This window comes from Rhodococcus sp. UYP9 (assembly GCF_040547235.1).
Lineage (GTDB): Bacteria > Actinomycetota > Actinomycetes > Mycobacteriales > Mycobacteriaceae > Rhodococcoides.
Map to the genome: position 1 here is coordinate 502,559 of NZ_JBEPPH010000002.1, position 20,234 is coordinate 522,792.

General features: G+C 62.9%; 19 protein-coding genes. 16 read left to right on the forward strand and 3 right to left on the reverse strand.

Annotated elements, in window-relative coordinates; translation table 11 throughout:
• The first annotated feature begins 72 nt into the window (after window positions 1-72).
• The 11 genes from ABIB36_RS08735 (at window position 73) to ABIB36_RS08785 (ending at window position 11,299) form a co-directional block, all read left to right on the forward strand.
• Entirely contained in the window at window positions 73-1,686 is a 1,614-nt protein-coding gene (locus ABIB36_RS08735) for an ABC transporter substrate-binding protein (RefSeq protein ID WP_354563165.1), read from the forward strand.
• A 2-nt stretch (window positions 1,687-1,688) separates the two neighbouring features.
• Window positions 1,689-2,663: an ABC transporter permease gene (locus ABIB36_RS08740; RefSeq protein WP_354563163.1), complete on the forward strand. Its 975-nt coding sequence runs from the start codon at window positions 1,689-1,691 to the stop codon at window positions 2,661-2,663.
• Window positions 2,656-3,549, forward strand: a complete 894-nt coding sequence (locus ABIB36_RS08745) for an ABC transporter permease (RefSeq protein WP_354563161.1) — start codon at window positions 2,656-2,658, stop codon at window positions 3,547-3,549. Before ABIB36_RS08740 ends, ABIB36_RS08745 begins: the two co-directional genes overlap by 8 nt.
• Entirely contained in the window at window positions 3,549-5,144 is a 1,596-nt protein-coding gene (locus ABIB36_RS08750) for a dipeptide ABC transporter ATP-binding protein (RefSeq protein ID WP_354563195.1), read from the forward strand. Before ABIB36_RS08745 ends, ABIB36_RS08750 begins: the two co-directional genes overlap by 1 nt.
• Entirely contained in the window at window positions 5,137-6,249 is a 1,113-nt protein-coding gene (locus tag ABIB36_RS08755) for an LLM class flavin-dependent oxidoreductase (RefSeq protein WP_354563160.1), read from the forward strand. The genes ABIB36_RS08750 and ABIB36_RS08755 overlap by 8 nt, the downstream gene beginning before the upstream one ends.
• Window positions 6,249-7,610 carry an NtaA/DmoA family FMN-dependent monooxygenase gene (locus ABIB36_RS08760; protein ID WP_354563157.1) on the forward strand — a complete coding sequence of 454 codons (1,362 nt, stop codon included), beginning with the start codon at window positions 6,249-6,251 and terminating at the stop codon, window positions 7,608-7,610. Before ABIB36_RS08755 ends, ABIB36_RS08760 begins: the two co-directional genes overlap by 1 nt.
• Window positions 7,607-8,383 carry a DUF1684 domain-containing protein gene (locus ABIB36_RS08765; protein WP_354563155.1) on the forward strand — a complete coding sequence of 259 codons (777 nt, stop codon included), beginning with the start codon at window positions 7,607-7,609 and terminating at the stop codon, window positions 8,381-8,383. Before ABIB36_RS08760 ends, ABIB36_RS08765 begins: the two co-directional genes overlap by 4 nt.
• On the forward strand, window positions 8,380-9,507 hold the full coding sequence (locus tag ABIB36_RS08770) for an LLM class flavin-dependent oxidoreductase (RefSeq protein ID WP_354563153.1): 1,128 nt from the start codon (window positions 8,380-8,382) through the stop codon (window positions 9,505-9,507). Before ABIB36_RS08765 ends, ABIB36_RS08770 begins: the two co-directional genes overlap by 4 nt.
• Before the next feature lie 70 nt (window positions 9,508-9,577).
• Window positions 9,578-9,925 (forward strand): DMT family transporter, encoded by a 348-nt coding sequence (locus ABIB36_RS08775; protein ID WP_354563150.1) that lies wholly within the window; start codon window positions 9,578-9,580, stop codon window positions 9,923-9,925.
• Window positions 9,925-10,248, forward strand: a complete 324-nt coding sequence (locus ABIB36_RS08780) for a DMT family transporter (protein ID WP_354563148.1) — start codon at window positions 9,925-9,927, stop codon at window positions 10,246-10,248. The genes ABIB36_RS08775 and ABIB36_RS08780 overlap by 1 nt, the downstream gene beginning before the upstream one ends.
• A 244-nt stretch (window positions 10,249-10,492) precedes the next feature.
• Complete coding sequence (locus ABIB36_RS08785; protein ID WP_084346419.1) at window positions 10,493-11,299, forward strand: alpha/beta fold hydrolase; 807 nt, start codon at window positions 10,493-10,495, stop codon at window positions 11,297-11,299.
• 73 nt (window positions 11,300-11,372) lie between these two features.
• On the opposite strand, the gene ABIB36_RS08790 is transcribed toward ABIB36_RS08785, so the two are convergent.
• The gene (locus ABIB36_RS08790) at window positions 11,373-11,579 is read right to left on the reverse strand and encodes a dodecin (RefSeq protein ID WP_084346317.1); all 207 of its coding nucleotides are present in this window, start codon (window positions 11,577-11,579) and stop codon (window positions 11,373-11,375) included.
• A gap of 174 nt (window positions 11,580-11,753) precedes the next feature.
• Between ABIB36_RS08790 and ABIB36_RS08795 the strand changes: the two genes are divergently transcribed.
• From ABIB36_RS08795 to fgd, 3 genes are all read left to right on the forward strand, one after another.
• Window positions 11,754-12,461, forward strand: coding sequence for a GNAT family N-acetyltransferase (locus ABIB36_RS08795; protein WP_354563144.1), 708 nt, complete (start codon window positions 11,754-11,756; stop codon window positions 12,459-12,461).
• Window positions 12,462-12,498: 37 nt separating this feature from the next.
• On the forward strand, window positions 12,499-12,840 hold the full coding sequence (locus tag ABIB36_RS08800) for a YidH family protein (protein ID WP_084346315.1): 342 nt from the start codon (window positions 12,499-12,501) through the stop codon (window positions 12,838-12,840).
• 79 nt (window positions 12,841-12,919) lie between these two features.
• Window positions 12,920-13,933: a glucose-6-phosphate dehydrogenase (coenzyme-F420) gene (gene fgd / locus ABIB36_RS08805; RefSeq protein WP_084346314.1), complete on the forward strand. Its 1,014-nt coding sequence runs from the start codon at window positions 12,920-12,922 to the stop codon at window positions 13,931-13,933.
• 162 nt (window positions 13,934-14,095) lie between these two features.
• Here fgd and ABIB36_RS08810 read toward each other — a convergent pair whose 3' ends face one another.
• Window positions 14,096-14,614, reverse strand: coding sequence for a nitroreductase/quinone reductase family protein (locus ABIB36_RS08810; RefSeq protein WP_354563140.1), 519 nt, complete (start codon window positions 14,612-14,614; stop codon window positions 14,096-14,098).
• 61 nt (window positions 14,615-14,675) lie between these two features.
• On the opposite strand from ABIB36_RS08810, the gene pta reads away from it, so the two are divergent.
• Window positions 14,676-16,751, forward strand: coding sequence for a phosphate acetyltransferase (pta, locus tag ABIB36_RS08815; protein WP_354563138.1), 2,076 nt, complete (start codon window positions 14,676-14,678; stop codon window positions 16,749-16,751).
• Entirely contained in the window at window positions 16,748-17,932 is a 1,185-nt protein-coding gene (locus ABIB36_RS08820; protein WP_354563136.1) for an acetate kinase, read from the forward strand. Before pta ends, ABIB36_RS08820 begins: the two co-directional genes overlap by 4 nt.
• Here ABIB36_RS08820 and ABIB36_RS08825 read toward each other — a convergent pair.
• Window positions 17,921-20,233 (reverse strand): serine/threonine-protein kinase, encoded by a 2,313-nt coding sequence (locus tag ABIB36_RS08825; RefSeq protein ID WP_354563134.1) that lies wholly within the window; start codon window positions 20,231-20,233, stop codon window positions 17,921-17,923. The two genes, ABIB36_RS08820 and ABIB36_RS08825, sit on opposite strands and share 12 nt — an antisense overlap.
• Window position 20,234 lies beyond the last annotated feature (1 nt).

Consider the following 20,234-nt stretch of genomic DNA (forward strand, 5'->3'; position numbering starts at 1 on the left):
GCTCGACGTGCCGCTGCTCCTTCGGCGTCGCGGTGGGCTGTTCGGTCCTTCCTCGAGATCCGGAGTAACTCGGTGTCCTCACGTTCCCATTTTGTCGGAGTCAGCGCGCTCGCTGCCGTCAGCATTGTCCTGACTGCCTGCGGCGGCAGTTCCACCTCACCTGCCGACGTCGGCGAACCACGGTCGGGCGGCACGCTGCGCTATGGACTGTCCGGGGCACCGACCTGCTCGGACCCGGCGCAATCGGGCAGTAACCAGACAATCTACGTGGTTCGGCAGGTCGTGGATTCGCTCACCGATCAGGATCCCGACACCGGTGAGATCACCCCGTGGCTCGCCGATAGCTGGGAAGTCGCTCCCGACGCCTCCTCGTTCACCTTCGCACTCAAGGACGGTGTGACGTTCAGCGACGGAACCCCGGTCGACGCCGAAGCGGTCAAAGCGAACTTCGACTCGATCGTCACCGACTTGACCTCGGTGAAGGCCCCTCTCGGTGCGAGCTATCTCACCGGATACAAGGGCACGACCGTCGTCGACCAATTGACCGCACGAGTGGATTTCGACGGCCCGAATGCGCAGTTCCTGCAGGCAACGTCGACTGCGCAGCTCGGAATTCAATCACGCGATACCGTCGCACAGCCTGCGGAAGCGAGGTGCCTCGGAGCCAACATCGGCAGTGGCCCGTTCACCTATGCCGACTACCAGCAGAACAAGTCGGTCACTCTCGCCAAACGGGTGGGATACAGCTGGGGCTCGGCGGCATTCGGCCACGAGGGCGAGGCGTACCTGGACGGCATCGAGTTCACCGTCGTGCAGGAGTCCGGTGTCCGCACCGGAAGTCTGTCCTCGAATCAGCTCGACGCGATCAGTGATGCGTTGCCGCAAGATGCGCCGCAGATCGAGGCAACCGGTGGTTCGATCCTGACGACCTCGAATCCAGGCACGCCATTCGGGTTCCAGCCCAACGTCTCTCGCGGGGTGCTGCAGGATCCGGAAGTACGAAAAGCGCTGATACCGGCGATCGACCGGCAGGAGCTCGTGGACACCGTTCTCGGTCCGGACTTCAAGCCTGCAACAAGCACATTGGCGAGCAAGACACCCGGCTATACCGAGCTGCAGGACATCACGTTCGACCCTGGCAAGGCGACATCCATCCTCGACGCGGCCGGCTGGGTTCTCGGAGCGGACGGCATCCGTGAGAAGAACGGGCAGAAGCTCTCCTTCAAGGTGATGTTCACCGCTGTGTTCGCAGGCAACCAGGCGATCCTGGAACTCACTCAGCAGCAACTGCGCGATGTCGGGGTGGATTTGCAGCTCGAACTCGTATCCAGCCCGGAGGGCACTGCGCGTCAGGGCACCAAGGATTTCGACTCGACGTACTACAACAGCACCAGGGCCGATGGCGACATTCTGCGTACCACCTTCGCTGTCGACGGACGAAACCTGAACGCGCGTGGACCGATCCCGGATCTGGATGCCTCCCTCGCCGAAGAGTTGGCTACCACCGACACCGCCGCACGCAACGAGATCATCGGCTCGACGCAGCAGCAGGTTCTCGACAACGGGCTGTGGATTCCGACCATCGAACTCTCACAGGCCATCGGCGTCGGGCCGTCAGTGCAGGACCTGAAGTTCGAGGCGTCCGCCCGTCTGCAGTTCTTCGATACCTGGTTGAGCGGACAGTAGCCATGATTCGCTACCTCGCGCAGCGCGTAGTACAAGCAGTTCTGGTCCTGTGGGCTGCGTTTACTGTGTCGTTCGCAGTGTTGTTTCTACTTCCATCCGACCCGGTTTCTCTTGCCGCTGACTCGGCAGGCTCCGGCACCCCGGTCGACGCGGCTGCTATCGCCGAACTGCAGGCGCGCTACGGTCTCGACCAGCCCGTGTGGGTTCAGTACTGGCACTCGCTCAGCGGCGCAGTACGCGGTGACTTCGGATTCTCGATCGCCACCGGGCAAAAGGTGACGACGGCAATCATCGACGCAGTGCCGTCTACGTTGGCCTTGGCGACGAGTGCCTTGGTGTTGGCGCTGCTCTTCGGCGGCACAGTGGCATTCTTCGCCACGTACACCAAGATCGGTTGGCTCAGGAACCTGCTGTTCTCGATCCCGCCACTGGGCGTCGCGGTGCCGACATTCTGGGTAGGGCTCGTTCTCCTGCAGGCGTTCTCGTTCCAACTACGGTGGTTTCCAGCGTTCGGCGACCAGGGCGTGCCTTCGCTGGTGCTCCCGGCGATCACGCTGGCGCTCCCCACCGGAGCTGTCATCGCTTCGGTACTCGCCACGTCGATGACGACGACATGGCGGCAGCCGTTCGTTGAATCGGCTCGGGCGAGGGGTGTTTCGCGTCTCCGGGCGCAGACCAAACATGTGGCGCGATTGTCGTCCATCCCAGCGTTCACCATTGCCGGAGTGCTCGTGGGAAACCTGCTGGCGGGGTCGGTCGTCGTCGAAACGGTGTTTTCACGTGCAGGTGTCGGGCGTCTGACACAGACGTCGGTCATGGCGCAGGACATACCCGTGGTACAGGGCGTCGTCGTGTCGATCTCGCTTGTCTTCGTACTCGTCAATCTCGCCGTCGACCTCTTCTATCCCTTGATCGATCCGCGGATCGTCTCGGAGTACACCCGGCCGCAGCCGAAGAAAGAGGTAGTGCATGTCTGACATCCTGACTCGCTCCGTCGACGTCGGCACCGACGATTTCGAGGTCGCGGTCGACGGGGCGCCCTCGCTGCCGAAGAAGCGTCCGAGCCGGCCCATCTCGAAGAACATCTGGCTGGCAGCATCGGTTGTGGTCTTGTTGCTCGCGGTCGGGTTCGCGCTGTTCCCCTCGGTGTTCGCCAGCGGCGATCCGCTCGACGGTGTACCCGCCGACAAGTTGCAGGGACCGAGCGCGGCGCATTGGTTCGGAACCGACAACATCGGCCGCGACCTGTACACCCGCGTCGTCCACGGCGCAGGCCTGTCCCTGACCGCGACGTTGTTCGCCGTCGCGATCGCCCTGATCGTCGGATCCTCGATCGGTCTGCTTGCCGGTGCAGTCGGCGGCATCCTCGACGCCATCCTTATGCGTATCGTCGATGTGCTGCTGTCGATTCCGGCTCTGTTGCTTTCGCTGGCACTCGTCACCGCGCTCGGTTTCGGTACACGCAACGTGGCCATCGCCGTCGGTGTCTCCCTCATCGCCAACTTCGCGCGTGTCATGCGCTCCGAAGTGCTGCGGGTGAGGCGCTCGCTGTACGTGGAGGCGGCATACGCGTCCGGCGTTCGGTGGTACGACGTGTTTCGTCGACACATCCTTCGTAACTCGTATGCGCCGGTGATCGCGCTTGCTGCAGTCGAATTCGGCATGGCGGTCCTCGCGGTCTCGGCGTTGAGCTTTCTCGGGTTCGGTGCAGTGCCACCGACGCCGGAGTGGGGGTCGCTCATTTCCGAGGGTCGTAACTTCCTGGCGACGGCGTGGTGGATGACGACACTGCCGGGGCTCGTGATCGTCGTTGTCGTCCTGTCCGCACACCGCGTAGGCCATGCAATCGAGGGGAATTCATGATGATCCCGGTACTGAAAGTCGATAATCTCGAGGTTTCCTACGGTGACGCGCGGGCCGTCCGCGGCGTCAGCCTGACGGTCGGAAAGGGTGAAGTCGTCGCGATCGTCGGCGAATCAGGCTCCGGCAAATCGACTACCGCACAAGCGATCATCGGTCTGCTGTCCGGCTCCGGCCACATCACGGGCGGTTCGGTGCATTTCGACGGTCGTCGGATCGACGACGTTTCCGAGAAAACATTCGATCGGCTGCGTGGCGCGCACATCGCTCTGGTGCCCCAGGACCCGACCACTTCGCTCAATCCGGTCATCCGTATCGGTGAGCAGGTGGCTGAGGTGCTCCGCGTGCACGGGTTCACCACCAAGCGATCGGCGAAGATCGAAGCCGTTCGGATTCTTGCCGAGGCAGGAATCGACAACCCGGAATTGCGGGCGCGTCAATACCCGCAGGATCTGTCCGGGGGACAGCGGCAACGTGTGCTCATCGGGATCGCTTTGGCGTGCCGGCCGGAACTGGTCATCGCCGACGAACCGACAAGTGCACTGGATGTGACCGTGCAGCGACGCATTCTCGATCACCTCGATGCACGAATAGCCGAGAGCGGCGCCGCCGTTCTGTTGATCACCCATGACCTGGGTGTCGCGGCCGAACGTGCGGACCGTGTGGTTGTCATGCACAACGGCGTCATCGTCGAAACAGGTCTCACTGCAGATGTCCTGTCCAACCCGCAGCACGAGTACACCGAGGCTCTGTTGGCAGCGGCGCCGAGCCTGAATAGAGAGCTGCGTCAACCACGTTCGGCGTCGGAGCCGATTCTGAAGATCAAGAATCTGTCGAAGACATTCCGAATCGGACGGGCCGCGAGCTTGGACGCGATCGAGTCGGTGTCTCTCACGGTCGAGCGCGGTCGAACCATGTCGCTGGTGGGAGAGTCCGGTTCGGGTAAATCGACGCTCGCGCGCATAGCGATCGGCCTCGAAACTCCGACCTCGGGATCGGTCGAGTTCGACGGTACCGAAGTCTCTTCGCTTCGCCGGGCAGGTCTGCGCGCGCTACGTCGTCGAGTGCAGATCGTCTACCAAAATCCCTATGCATCACTCGATCCCAAGCTCGCTATCGAGGCGATAGTTCGAGAACCACTCGACGCCTTTCGAATCGGGACCTCTACAGAGCGTTCGGCACGGACGGTCGAACTCCTCGACCAGGTGGCCCTGTCCAAGGAACATCTGCGGCGCCGACCGGCCGAACTGTCGGGCGGTCAGCGTCAGCGCGTTGCCATTGCACGGGCGTTGGCGCTGAGACCGGACCTGCTGGTCCTCGACGAACCGGTCTCAGCGCTCGACGTCTCGGTGCAATCTCGGATACTCGACCTGCTCGACGATCTGCAGACCGAGCTCGAGCTGAGCTACCTGTTCATCTCGCACGATCTCGCCGTCGTGCGGCAGATCAGCGACACCGTTGCCGTGATGCAGGCCGGAAGAATTGTCGAGATCGGCTCGACAGCAACAATTTTCGATTCCCCGCAGCACGATTACACCCGCGAGCTGCTCGCCGCTGTCCCCGGGCATTCCCGGGAGAAGGAGACCATCGATGTCTGACGGTACATTTTTGATCGGAGTCGACTTACACGGCGCCGGTATCCACCCGCAGGCGTGGCGTCGTGACGACTCGCGCGCCGAGGAACTGTTCACCTCGAAGTATTGGACCGATCATCTCGAGATTGCCGATCGCGCCGGTTTCGACGTCGCATTCATCGGTGATTCCTTCGCACTGCAGTCCGGTGCAGGCTCGGAACTCGGCAGACTGGACGCCGCGTCCATCGCAGCGCGGGCGGCGGCATCGACACACTCGATCGGGCTGATTCCGACCGTCACGGTCACCCACACCGAGCCATTCCACATCTCCAAACAGATCGCGAGCATCGACTTCGCGTCACACGGGCGCGCAGGATGGGAAGTAGAGGTCTCCGAGGACCGGGCGGTGGCCGATGCGTTCGGTCGCAAGCCCGTGCAGCCAGCGGACAGTCTGTGGCGTGAAGCCGACGATGCGATCGAGGTCGTCACCAGACTGTGGGACAGCTGGGAAGACGACGCCGAGATTCGCGATGCGGCGACCGGCAGATTCATCGACCGAGACAAAGTGCACTACATCGACTTCGAAGGTGAGTTCTTCTCGGTCAAGGGGCCGTCGATCACGCCGCGGTCACCTCAGGGCCAGCCCGTGGTGGCCATCCGAGTCGGCGACGGGTCCTCGGTGGCTGCGTCGAGAGCCGACATCGTGCGCATCGCCGCACCCACGCTCGATGCTGCTGCTGTTCTCGCCGGGCGGGTGCGCCGCGCCATCGTTGCAACCGGTCGTGATCCCGCGAACGTGCTGGTGGTGTTGGACCTCGAAGTCCTCGTATCTGACACGGCAGCAGCAGATCTCGATCAGTTGAACGCATGGGCGGAGCAGGTTCCGGAGTCGATCGCGTTTCATGGCGACGCAGAAGGGCTTCGGCTGTTACTCGAGCAGATATTCGAATCCGGAGTCATGGACGGTGTCACATTTCGTCCACTCGCGCTCGCATCGACCCTGCCGACCATCGCGACGCACGTTCTGCCGCAATTGTCTTGGTCGCCGTGCTCGCGGACAGGGTTACTCCGCGAACGACTCGGCCTTCCCCTCCCGGTGAATCGATACACAGCAAAGGAAGCGAAGTAATGGGACAACAGAAGAAACAGATTCACCTCGGCGCACACTTCCCTGGCGTCAACAACACCACCGTGTGGACGGACCCGGCGTCGAAGAGCCAGATCGAGTTCGACTCCTTCGTTCATCTCGCCCAGACCGCCGAACGTGGCCTCTTCGACTTCTTCTTCCTCGCCGAGGGGCTGCGTCTGCGCGAGCATCAGGGCCGGATCCACGACCTGGACGTCGTCGGACGTCCGGATACCCTCATCGTCCTCAATGCGCTGGCAGCGGTCACCACACATCTCGGTCTGGCCGGAACCATCAACACCACATTCAACGAGCCGTTCGAGATCGCCCGACAGTTCGCCTCGCTCGATCATCTCTCCGACGGTCGAGCGGCGTGGAACATGGTGACATCCTCCGATGCCTTCACCGGTGAGAACTTTCGACGCGGCGGCTATCTCGACCGGGGCGACCGTTACGTCCGGGCGAACGAGGTCATCGACACGGCACGCGAACTCTGGGACAGCTGGAGTGCCGAGGCCATCGAAATCGATCGGGAGAAGGGGGTGTTCGCTCGCCGGGAATCGATCACGCAGGTTCGGCACACCGGACCGCAGTTCGATATCGATGCGGCGTTCACGGTTCCTCGCAGCCCACAGGGACATCCGGTGCTGTTGCAGGCAGGCGACTCCGATGAAGGTCGCGAGTTCGGCGCAGCCAAGGCAGATGCCATTTTCACCGTGCACGGGACTCTGGAGGCCGGGCAGAAGTTCTACGCCGATGTGAAGGGCAGGTTGGCGAAATACGGCCGTGAGCGCGGTGATCTCAAAGTCCTGCCGGCCGCAACGTTCGTACTGGGTGACACCCTTGCCGAGGCCGAAGAGCGCGCGATCGGACTTCGTCGCCAGCAGGTCGGGCCCCAGACCGCCATCTCTTTTCTCGAACAGGTGTGGGGACGCGATCTGTCCGAATACGACCCCGACGGTCCACTGCCGAAGGAAGATCCAGCGGCGGATGTGAACATCACCCGTGGGCGTGTTCGCCACGGTGACCCGGCGGCCGTTGCTCGGGATTGGCGTGAGCGCGCCGAAGCCGGAAATCTCAGCATCCGTGAGCTCATCATCGAGGTCACGACGCGTCAGCAGTTCGTCGGCACACCGTTCTCTGTTGCCGAAGAGATCGACAGATATGTACAGAACGATGCGTGCGATGGGTTCATTCTCGTACCGCACATCACCCCGGCCGGGTTGGACGAGTTCGTGGACCGGGTAGTGCCTGAGCTTCAGGAACGCGGAAGCTTCCGGACCGAATACGCCGGCACCACATTGCGTGAGCACCTGAATGTGACTCACCCACATGACACACGAGAAGGAGTACGAGCATCATGACCGACGCTGCGGAGAGAAAGACCTTCGAGGCTTCCTGGGCCGAGTGGCACAGTGAGCGCGAGAGCTTCTACCGCGACCCATTGGGGTGGGTCGCATTGACCGGATTGTACTGGTTGACAGATGAATTCGAGTCCATCGCCGACCTCCCCTGGCGGTGGCGCGCGACCGAGGCCGCCGTCCATATCGAGAGGGCCGAAGGCACGGAGACAGTGAAACCCGTCGAGGGTGCCCCGGGGATCCTCGTCGAGGACGGTGACCGCCGCATCGAAGTGATCCGTCGCACCGGCTCGGTCGCACTTCGGGTACATGATCCGAAGTCGCTCGATCTGCAGTCGTTCGCCGGAATCCCGACTTACGACCCCGACGAGAGGTGGCACGTTCGAGGCACTTTCACGCCCTACGAGCAAACTCGCACCGTCACGACGGGTGCCGTCGTGGAAGGCCTGGAGCATCACCACACTGCCGTCGGTGTCATCGACTTCGAACTCGACGGCCGGCCACAGCAGTTCGTGGCATTCGGCGGCAAGAACGGTGGCCTGCAGATTCTGTTCACCGACGCCACCAGCGGCGTGACGACCTACCCGTCGGCGCGTGCCCTTTCGGTCGCCGAACCTGCGGCCGACGGCGTTGCCGTGCTCGATTTCAACCGAGCCGCAAATCTCCCGTGCTCGTTCACCGATTTTGCGACCTGCCCGATCGCGCCTGCCGAGAACAAGTTGTCGGTGGCAGTCGAGGCCGGCGAGAAGAACCCACGCGAAGGGCGAGTCCTGTGAGCAGAGTTCCACTCTCGGTACTGGATCTCTCACCGATCAGCGAAGGGTCGACCGCCCGTCAGGCACTCCGAAACACTCTCGACCTTGCTCGCCGGACCGAGGAGTGGGGTTACGAGCGCTACTGGGTGGCCGAGCACCACTTCGTCGCGACCGCCAGTTCTTCACCTGCGGTACTGATCGGCTTGATCGCATCGGCTACCAACAGAATTCGCGTCGGATCCGCGGCCGTTCAGATCGGCCATCACACCGCCGCGTCGATAGTCGAATCTTTCGGCACTGTCGACGCGCTCCACCCTGGTCGGATCGACCTCGGTATCGGCCGATCAGGTCAACGTCACGCCGAAGCGCTTGCAGGCAAGGATAATCCGGTCACGCCCAGGCAAGCGCGCGTCGTCGAGGGAATCCTTTTTCCCGAACCATTCGAGACGAAAGGCCTGATTCTCTCCGAACGGTTCCTCGCGTCTGCGTCGATTCTTCAACAGCCAGGCGCGCAGGCCCCGGGCTTCGAGGACCAACTCGACGACATCGTCGATCTCTTGCGCGGGAAGTACGAGACGTCTTCGGGTGTGGCGCTCACCGCAACTCCGGGTGAGGGTGCCGAGGTCGAACTGTGGTTGTTCGGCAGCAGTGGGGGTCAGAGCGCCCAGGTAGCCGGCGCCCGTGGGTTGCCGTTCGTTGCGAGTTATCACGTGAGCCCAGGCACGACACTGGACGCAGTTGAGGCGTATAAGGCGGCGTTCGTACCGTCCTCGGTTCTCGATGAGCCGTATTTCATCGTCTCTGCCGATGTGGTTGTCGCCGAATCCGATTCCGAGGCATTGGATCTGGCAGCGTCGTATCCCCAGTGGGTGCACAGCATTCGCAGCGGTCATGGTGCGATCCCGTATCCGAAGCCCGAAGGGATCGAGCCACTTACCGAGGAGCAATTCGCTCTGGTTCGAGATCGAACCTCGACGCAATTCGTGGGCTCGGCTGCGACCGTGTCCGAGAAGCTCGATGGTCTGCAGCGAGCGAGCGGGGCGAATGAACTGGTGGTGACGACGGTAACGCACGACCACGGTGACAGGCTTCGGTCCTACGAATTGCTCGGCAAGGAATGGGGTCTGCCGCACTTACGCGAGTAGGAGACAACCAGGGATGCAGCGGCGCTCACTTGCAAGGGGGTGGGACCATCATCGGTATGCAGGCAACGAAGTGAGCACGCGGGTATGGACGCTGTTGGCCGCTGCCATCACCACCGAGGTCGCGGCGTCCCTGTCGTTGAAGGCAGCACTCGATGCCCCAGCCTGGTACGCGGTGGTGGTGGCTGGATACGGAACTTCGTTCGTACTGCTGTCGATGATCTTGCGAAGCGGAGCGCCGATCGGCAAGACCTATGGCATTTGGGCGGCAGCCGGTATCGCGCTGACCGCGATACTCGGCACTGCCGTCTTCAGTGAACCATTGACCGTCACCATGATCGCCGGCGTCGTACTCGTCATCGGGGGAGTGGTTCTCGTCGAAGTCGGCTCAGGACGTGCAGCACGCAAGGTCGACATCTGATGTGGTGGTTGTTGGCAGGTGCAATCGCCACCGAAGTTGCCGCGACGCTGTCACTACGAGCGTCGGAAGGCGGGCGAGTGAAACTGTGGCTGATCCCGGTTGTGCTGGGATACATCGCCGCATTCGCGCTGCTGTCACTGACACTCTCCGCGGGGATGGCCATTGGCGTCGCGTACGGAGTCTGGGCCGCCTGCGGGGTTGCGTTGACGGCCATTGCCGGACGGTTGCTGTTCAAGGAGCCACTCACCTGGATCATGACGGCCGGAATTGCGCTCATCATCGGTGGTGTCCTGCTGATCGAGGTCGGATCGGCTGCGCACTGACCCGTTTGCTTCAGTGTGATTCGAAGGGTGTCGCCAGGCGCTGAGGCGAGATACATTGCTCGCTATGGCCTGGATCAAGCGTCTTTTCGACCTGAAGTGGCTCGACGATCACTCTGCTCTTGGGCTCGAGTGCGCCCAAGCCGCAGTGGATTTGTCGATACACGGCTGATTCGCGGAGCAACGCCGTCGACAGCGCAAAATCCAACCGTTGACGCGCACATGAGGCAGTGATGGAGTTGTGGACGTGCCATTTTTCGACGGGGTATCGGGTCCGATCTACTACCGGCATTGGGCTGCGGAGGCCCCACGGGTGTCGGTGGTGTTTCTGCACGGGTACGGCGAGCATTCCGGCCTGTACCACCGTCTTGCGGACTCGTTGAGTTCGGACGGCGTCGAGTTCTGGGCGCTCGATCACCGCGGTCACGGACTCTCTCCCGGCGATCGCGGAAATTTCGGCTCATTTCGTGAACTGGGCGACGATGCCGCGACACTGACTTCGCTCGCCCGATCGGCCGCGTCGGAGCTGCCGATCGTCGTGGTCGGCCATTCCCTCGGTGCCGCGGTGGCCACGCTCGCGGTCCTCGACGCTCCTGATCGGTACGTCGGCGCAGTCATCTCGGGAGCGCCGCTGTCCCCGGTTCCGTGGCTCGATCCCGATGCCCAACAATTCGAACTCGATCCGAGTGAGCTTTCCAACGATCCCTTCTATCTCGACGCATTGGTCAACGATCCGCTTGCCTTCGTCAGCAGCGACGCGGGAGCGCTTCTGGCGCAGGAACTGTCACGGGCGTGGAAGCGATTCGACGCCGACCTGATCTCGCTGCGGCTCCCGGTACTGGCAGTGCACGGCACCTTGGACCGAGTGGCCCCGATCGAGGGTGTGCGACGGTGGGCCGATGTCGTACCGAGCCTGACACTGCGAGAGATTGCCGGGGCGCGCCATGACGTCCTCAACGAGACCGGGCATCGGCGGACCGCGGTGGCGATCGCGAATTTCGTTGTCGAACAAGCGGAACCGACCGAAGAGGAGGACCGGGCATGGCTCGGCTGACTTACCGTGCACCCCGAGGCGTACGACGCACTACCGCGCGTGCGTCCTCGGGGCTGTCCAGGTTCGAGTCGGATTATTCGAGCTTGAAGCCGACCTTGATCATGACCTGGAAGTGAGCGATTGCGCCATCCTCGATATGTCCACGCGTCTCGACGACCTCGAACCAATCGAGATTGTTCAACGTGGAGTTCGCGCGGGAGATGGCCTTGCGAATGGCGTCGTCGGAACTCTCCGTCGAGGTTCCGACGATCTCGGTCACGCGGTAGATGTTGTCGCTCATGTTCACTCGTTTCGCTAGGTGACACGTCCTGAACCCATGTTCTCCGATGCCCGCCGGTTCCAAACCAAAACCGCCGATTAAGTTCCGACTCGGATGGGGTATCTCGGCTTTCGGGATGGAGACTGCCCGTCGAAACGTTGCACCGTCATAGCCCCAGGAGAAAGGTCGGAACGAGTGAGTTCTCAGGTAGTAGATCAGACGCAGGGCGTGCACCCTCTCGACAATCCCGTAGTCGAGTCGCTGCTCGGCGAGCACCGGCGGTTCGCACGCACGCTGGGACGCGTTTCGCGATTCGACCCCGAGGTCGCGCCGTTTCTCGGACACCCGTCGCCGATGAAGGAGCAGGACTGGAAGGACGTACGAACGCTGTTCGGACCCCGCGCCGTCGTATCGCTCCGCGGTACCGGGCACACCCTTCCCGACGGCTGGGAGCTGATCGACAAGTTCGGGATCGTGCAGCTCGACGGCAGTGGCCTCGAGACCAGTCCGTTGCCGGAGGCCGTCCGGCTCGGCGCCGCCGACGTCCCCGAGATGGAAGATCTCATCGCCCGCACACAGCCCGGCCCGTTTCTGCCGCGGACATACGAGCTCGGTACCTATCTGGGCATCCGCGAAAACGGCGCGCTGGTCGCCATGGCAGGCGAACGGATGCATCCACCGGGATGGACCGAAATCAGCGCGGTCTGTACCGATCCGGCGTATCGCGGACGAGGGCTCGCCACCCAGCTCGTCCGCGCAGTCGGGCACGGTATCCGCGAGCGTGGGGAGACCCCGTTCCTGCACGCGTCGGCGGCGAACGTCGGCGCAATCAGGCTGTATCTGTCGATCGGGTTCGTCCTCCGCGAAGAATCTTTGCTGACCTTGGCGCGCACGCCTGCCTAGTGCTCGAATACAAGGGGAACTGGGGCACCATGGGGGCATGACCCAACCCGACCGCCCGGACGAGCGTTTCACCCTCGCCAGCGAACGCACGTTCCTCGCGTGGATGCGCACAGCTCTCGGCTTGCTCGCCGGCGGCATCGCCGTCGTACATCTGGTTCCTGATTTCAGTACCGGATGGGTACGGACCGGTCTCGGCTTGACACTGATCCTGATGGGCGGGGCCGCAGCCTTCGTCGGCTTGCGACGCTGGATGCAGGTCAAGCACGCCCTCGAGCGGGGAGCGCCGATGCCCGAGGCGACAGAGCTGTGGATTTTCTCCGTCGGAATCGGACTCATCGCAATCCTCGCCGCAGTCGTCACCGTGCTCGGTATCACCTAGGACCAGTACCGGTGTGTTCGTCGCCGCGGCGGGAAGGGCACAATCGAGGCATTAGTGACATTTAACGAAGGAGTAGCGCGTGGCACAGGCTCTGAAGCTCGGATACAAGGCGTCGGCCGAGCAGTTCGGCCCACGGGATCTCGTCGAACTCGGTGTTCTCGCCGAGGCACACGGCATGGACTCGGCGACAGTCAGCGACCACTTCCAGCCGTGGCGCCACGAAGGCGGACACGCACCGTTCTCGCTCGCATGGATGACCGCGGTCGGCGAACGAACCAAGACCATCCAGCTCGGCACCTCGGTCCTGACGCCGACATTCCGCTACAACCCGTCGGTCATCGCACAGGCATTCGCGACCATGGGCTGCCTCTACCCGGGACGCATCATGCTCGGTGTCGGCACCGGCGAAGCGCTCAACGAGATCGCAACCGGATACAAGGGCGAGTGGCCGGACTTCAAGGAACGGTTCGCGCGGCTGCGTGAATCGGTGCGCCTGATGCGTGAACTGTGGCTCGGCGACCGCGTCGACTTCGAAGGCGACTACTACTCCACCAAGGGCGCATCGATCTACGACGTCCCCGACGGCGGAATCCCGGTCTACATCGCGGCAGGCGGACCCGTCGTAGCGCGGTATGCAGGCCGAGCGGGCGACGGCTTCATCTGTACCTCGGGCAAGGGCATGGAGCTCTACACCGACAAGCTGCTCCCGGCCGTCGAGGAAGGTGCAGGCAAAGCCGAGCGCGACTCGGGCGAGATCGACAAGATGATCGAGATCAAAATTTCCTACGACACCGACCCCGAGTTGGCGTTGGAGAACTGCCGGTTCTGGGCGCCGCTGTCACTGACACCGGAGCAGAAGCACTCGATCGAAGATCCGATCGAGATGGAGAAGGCAGCCGACGAACTGCCGATCGAGCAGGTCGCGAAGCGTTGGATCGTCGCCTCCGACCCGGACGAAGCCGTCGAACAGGTCAAGCAGTACACCGACGCGGGCCTCAATCACCTGGTCTTCCATGCGCCCGGGCACGATCAGAAGCGGTTCCTCGAACTGTTCGAAAAGGATTTGGCACCGAGGCTTCGCAAGCTTGGCTGACGGTTCGCTGCTTGAATGTGCACCGCTTGAATGTGCGCTTCAAGCTGACTGATCGTATGAATGGACCATTGAAGCGGTGGGTGGGGCTGACCGTCCACCGCTTGAATGTGCGCTTCAAGCTAACTGATCGTATGAATGGACCATTGAAGCGGTCAGGGAGCGTCAGGATACAGCGTCTGCCGACAGCGCAAACATCCGCATATCGCGGTCGGTGCGGGACTGGTACTCGCTATAGGCCCGGGCGAGATCGGCGAACTCGGCGTAGATCCGGACTTTCTCGGGGCCGGTGACCGGTGTCGCTGTCACCGGGATCCGCTTGCCGCCTATCGCGACGGTGGCGAGAGGCTCTTTCAGAAGGTTCGACGTCCAGGCCGGGTGATGTTGTTGGCCGAAGTTGCTGCCGACGACGAAGAGTCGATCGTCTTCGCGGTAGTACAGCAGTGGGTTGCTTCGAATCTTGCCGGACTTGCAGCCGGTGGTGGACAGCAATACGACGGGTGCGGCGATGGGCCCGAGGATCGTGAACCTGCCGTCGGTGCGTTCGAGGAGCCGTCGGTCCACCCCGGCGAGGTGTCGGATGACCCACGATCCCGGTTTCGTTGCCGCGAATGCGATGGCGGGCTTGCGGAGGATACTGCTCTCGCTGCCCCAGCGGACGTCTGGGAATGGTGATTCGGTCATGACCAATCATGCCCGCTGCGGGTGACAGTCTGTCAACACTGCACCGGCTAGTCTGGCTGGCATGGCCGAGTCTGCTTCCTCCATTTACATCGCCTCACCCGAGGGTGACACCGGTAAGTCGACTATTGCGCTCGGGGTGCTGCAGATGTTGTGTGCTTCGGCGGCACGGGTCGGGGTGTTCCGGCCGATTGCGCGCTCGACCACCGAAACCGACTACATCCTCGAACTGCTGATCGATCACACCACTGCGGATCTGACGTACGAGCAGTCGCTGGGGGTCACCTACGAGGAAGTGCATGCCGATCCGGATATGGCGCTCGGGGAAATAGTTTCGCGGTTCCACGACGTGGCCGAGCAGTGCGATGCCGTCGTGATCGTCGGCAGCGACTACACCGATGTCGGTAGCCCGAGCGAGCTGGGATACAACGCGCGCATTGCCGCCAACCTCGGTGCCCCGGTGCTGTTGGCGTTGCGCGGCTCGGGAAGAACGGTTACGGAAGTCGCGCAGTACGCCGAGCTGTGCAAGGCCGAACTCCGCGCGCACCACGCCCATCTGGCAGCGATCGTGGCCAACCGGTGTGATCCGGACAAGCTCGACGAGATCGCGGCTGCGCTGGAGCCGCTCGGCGTGCCTGCGTGGACTCTGCCGGAAGTTCCGTTGCTCGTTGCACCGACGATGGCGGAACTGCTGACGGCGATCGATGGCGAAATGTACAGCGGCGACCCCGAGCTGTTGCGCCGTGAAGCGTTGCGGGTCATGGTCGGCGGTATGACCGCCGAGCATATTCTCGAGCGGTTGAGCGAAGGTGTGGTGGTGATCGCGCCCGCAGATCGGTCCGATGTTCTTCTGGCCATGGTCAATGCGCATGAGGCAGAGGGCTTTCCATCGCTCGCGGGCATCATCATGAACGGCGGGATTTCCCCGCATCCGGCGATCGCGCGTCTTGTCGCAGGATTGGGTCCGCGGCTTCCGATATTGACGACCGGATTGGGAACGTTCGACACAGCGTCGGCCGCGGCGAACACCCGTGGCAGGGTGGCGGTGGGTTCGCAGCGCAAGGTCGATACGGCTATCTCCCTGATGGAACAGCGGGTCGATGCCAAGGTGCTCCTCGACCGCCTCGAACTGACTATTCCCGCGGTCACGACCCCGCAGATGTTCGAGTACCAGCTCATTCATCGCGCCCGCGCCGATCGCAAACACATCGTGTTGCCGGAGGGCAACGACGATCGGATTCTTCGTGCGGCCGGTCGCTTGTTGCAGCGGCGGGTGGCGCAGTTGACGCTTCTCGGCGAGGAGGGGCCGATCCGTCGGCGGGCCGCGGAGCTGGGCGTCCAACTCGACGACGCGCAGGTGCTCGATCCGGCAACTTCCGACTATGCGGAAGTGTTCGCCGCGGAGTACACCGAGTTGCGTAAGCACAAGGGTATGACCATCGAGCGTGCACGCGAAGTCATGACCGATATTTCGTACTTCGGAACGATGATGGTGCACAAGGGAATTGCCGACGGCATGGTGTCCGGTGCCGCGCACACCACCGCGCACACGATCAGGCCTTCGTTCGAGATCATCAGGACGGCCGAAGGGGTGAACACGGTGTCGTCGATCTTTCTGATGTGTTTGTCGGATCGAGTTCTCGCATACGGTGATTGCGCCATCGTTCCCGATCCGACGGCCGAGCAGTTGGCCGACATCGCCATTTCCTCGGCGCAGACGTCCGCGCAATTCGGTATCGAACCGCGTGTGGCGATGCTGTCGTATTCGACCGGTGATTCCGGCACCGGCGCGGGAGTCGACAAGGTTCGCGCGGCCACTGCCCTTGTCCGCGAACGGAGCCCGGAACTGCTGGTGGAGGGTCCGATTCAATACGATGCTGCTATCGAACCCTCGGTCGCCAAGTCTAAGCTTCCCAATTCCGAGGTGGCCGGACGCGCAACGGTGTTCATCTTCCCCGATCTCAATACCGGGAACAACACGTACAAGGCAGTGCAGCGCAGTGCGGGTGCCGTTGCTGTCGGGCCGGTCCTGCAGGGTCTGCGCAAGCCGGTGAACGATCTCTCTCGTGGTGCGCTGGTGGAAGATATCGTCAATACCGTTGCCATCACGGCCATCCAAGCCCAGGAGATCGAACAATGAGTGTGCTCGTCGTCAACTCGGGCTCGTCCTCGGTGAAGTTCCAACTTCTCGACCCGGTGAGCGGCGACTCCATCGCGTCGGGGCTCGTGGAGCAGATCGGTGAACCCGCGGGGCACGTGACCCTCGACTACCTCGATGAGGAAACGAAGAAAACGCAGGAGATCGCCGATCACGGAGTCGGTCTCGCGATCGCTTTCGACATGCTCGCTGCGGCGGGCGTGGAACTGGGGTCCGATGTCATGGCCGTCGGGCACCGGGTGGTGCACGGCGGTGAGGTGTTCTACCGGCCAACCCTCATCGACGACGGTGTGCTGAAGCAGATATCGGATCTGTCCAACCTTGCGCCACTGCACAATCCGGCTAACGTGCTCGGTATCGAGGTCGCGCGGGCGCAGCTGCCGGACGTGCCGCACGTCGCAGTGTTCGACACCGCGTTCTTTCACGGTCTTCCCGCCGCCGCATCGACGTATGCAATCGACCGTGACGTCGCGAAAGCGCACGACATTCGCCGATATGGATTCCACGGCACCTCTCACGAATACGTGTCTCAGCAGGTAGCGGAGTTCCTGGGTCGCGATGATCTGAATCAGATAGTTCTGCACCTGGGCAACGGGGCATCCGCTTCGGCGATCCGGGCCGGTTCGCCGATCGATACGTCTATGGGTCTGACGCCACTCGAAGGCCTGGTGATGGGCACACGAAGTGGCGACATCGACCCAGGCGTCGTCATGCATCTGCGTCGCAGCGCGAACATGGAGGTCGACGCCATCGACGAGCTGCTCAACCGACGGTCGGGGCTCAAGGGTCTGGCAGGTGTCAACGACTTCCGGCAACTGCAGCAACACATCGACGAGGGTGATGCCGACGCCACCCTGGCATTCGATGTCTACATCCATCGCCTGCGCAAGTACATCGGTGCCTACATGCTCGACCTCGGCCGACTGGACGCCATCACCTTCACTGCCGGGGTGGGCGAGAATGCCGCAGCGGTCCGTGCGTCCGCACTGGCGGGCCTCGGTGGGTTCGGGATCGAAGTGGACGCCGAGCGAAATGCGCTGCGCAGCAAGAAGGCTCGGGTCATCTCGACCGACGCGTCGGCGGTGAAGGTGCTGGTGGTGCCGACCAATGAGGAACTGGCTATCGCGCGGGCGGCAGCTCAGCTGGTGCAGTCAGAACAGTGATCGCGGCCTGATGGCGTTCGCCAGATCCACCAGGGTGTAGCGGTGGGCTCGGTCGGTCGCATTGCGGGCAAGCGCGCGTAGACCCGCTTCGGTACCGGTACGCAGGCCTGTCTCGGTGAACGGAGAGCCCAGGATGGGCTCGCGTTCCTCGGCGACGGCGTGCCCGGATCGCACCCAGTCCACTGCCATGGCCAACACCAACGTACGCATCTGCAGGGCACGGCTCTCCCCGCGTGGCAGCATCGCAACTCGACGCGCTGCCTCGCGAAAGTCTTTCTCCTCCAAATCTTTCGACGGTCGATCCATCAAAATGATCAGGACGCTGGTCATCCGCGCGACGGCGTAGTGGCGTGAGCTGATCGGTACCTGGTCGAGAGCGGCTACCGCTCCTTCGAAGTCTCCGCGATACATCATCTGCCGCGCCAGACCGAATGCCGAGCTGACGATCGCGCGGTTGGTTCGCCACACTGTCCGGTAGTAGGACTCGGCGTACGCTCGCCATTTCTCGCGCTCGTCGGTGTCGAACTTCTCGGTACCTTCCCTGATGAGTTCGGCAGTGGCAGCGAGGGCTATCTTCGGCGCGAGCTCCCCGGGAAGTGCGTCGAGAACCTTCTCGAAATGCATCGAGGCGTAACCGAATTCGCCACGAAGCAGTCCGATGAGGCCCGCGTACCACTCGACCCGCCAGGGATCGTTCCCGTCGGTGCGGACCTGTTTGAGAACCGAACTCGCTACTCCGACATCACCTAGGTCGAGGTGTGCCTTGACCTCGGCGAGCGTGATCTCGAGACCGCCGGACGAGCCGTCGGCGAAGCGCTCGATACCGTTGCGACGTGCATGCGCCAGCGAATCGAGTGTCTGCTGGGGTTCGCTGTGTACGGACGCGGCGAGCAGAGGTGCGCTCGGGTCGGCGGGATCGACCAGCGGGACGGGCAGCGCGGTGACGATCTCGCGGCCGTTGATCCTCTCGCCCCGGAGCTTCCCATCGACGTACGTGTCGGTGCGTCCCACCGATTCCTCGGTGCCGAACGTGGTACGAGGCGGACTGAACGCCGTCGACAGCCCAGGTCGTTCGGTTCCCGTCTTCAATGCCAGAATTTCACGCAACACTCCGGTGGCCTGGCTTGCCAGTATTTCGGCCGTCGAAAAGCGTTGTGATGGATCGGGGTTGGTGGCACGCTTCAGTAAGCGATGGAACGACGGATAGGTGCGCAACAACTCGTGATCGTCGGCGGAAGGAATGCCTGCGTCGTATCTGCCCCCACTCGAGGGCATCTCCAGCGTAAGGACCGCAAGAGTGCGGCCGACAGTGTAGATGTCGGAACTGATGGTCGGGCCGGTCTTGGCGATCTCGGGAGCCTGGTATCCGGCTGTGCCGTACAGGTATCCGAAGTCTTCGATTCCCGAGACGGCACCGAGATCGATGAGTTTGATCTGATCGTCGGTCACCATGATGTTCTCGGGTTTGAGATCGTTGTAGACCAAGCCGATGGAGTGCAGATACGCCATTGCCGGCAGTACTTCGAGGACGTAGGCGATAGCTTGCTCCACCGGCATACGTTTGTGCTCGTCCCGTGTCGGCAGGATGTCTCGGAGCGAGCGTCCGCCGACGTACTCCATGACGATGAAACCGATGTCGGTGCCGTCGGCGCGCGGTTGTTCGACGAAGTTGTAGATCTTCACCACGCCCGGATGCGCGACTTCGGCGAGGAACTGACGCTCGGCGACGGCAACGGCATGCGCCTCGTCGTCGCCGGAATGGAGCAAACCTTTCAGCACTACCCATCGATCGCTGACATTGCGATCGATCGCCAGATAGACCCACCCCAGTCCGCCGTGCGCGATACATCCCTGCACTTCGTACTGCCCGACCACCAAGTCGCCGGGCTCGAGCAGTGGTGAGAAGTCGTAGCGGGAACCGCAGCGCGCACACGTTCCCGCAGGCCTGTCCGGTTCCCCCTCGGCGCTTCGGCCGACCGGTGCATTGCACTTCCAGCAGTACCTTTTTCGCTGTGGAACGGTGGGATCTTGCATGACGGCTGTCGCCGGATCCACCGGATCCACCCGAGGGACTTCGACCAATCCGGCGCCGAGCCTTCTTCTGATCCCGGTACCGCGCGTGCGGCCGGACCGTACACGCCCCGATGTCCGATCGGACCGGCGGACGGATGCAGGCGTTCGCTCCACCGCCTGGGTCCGGTCCGCCGTGGGTGTTCGCTCGACGGCCTGGGTGCGGTCCGTGAAATCGGGTGCCGCGGCCGGGGCTGTCGCCGGGCCGGTGGGTGTGTCGGGATCGCCCATG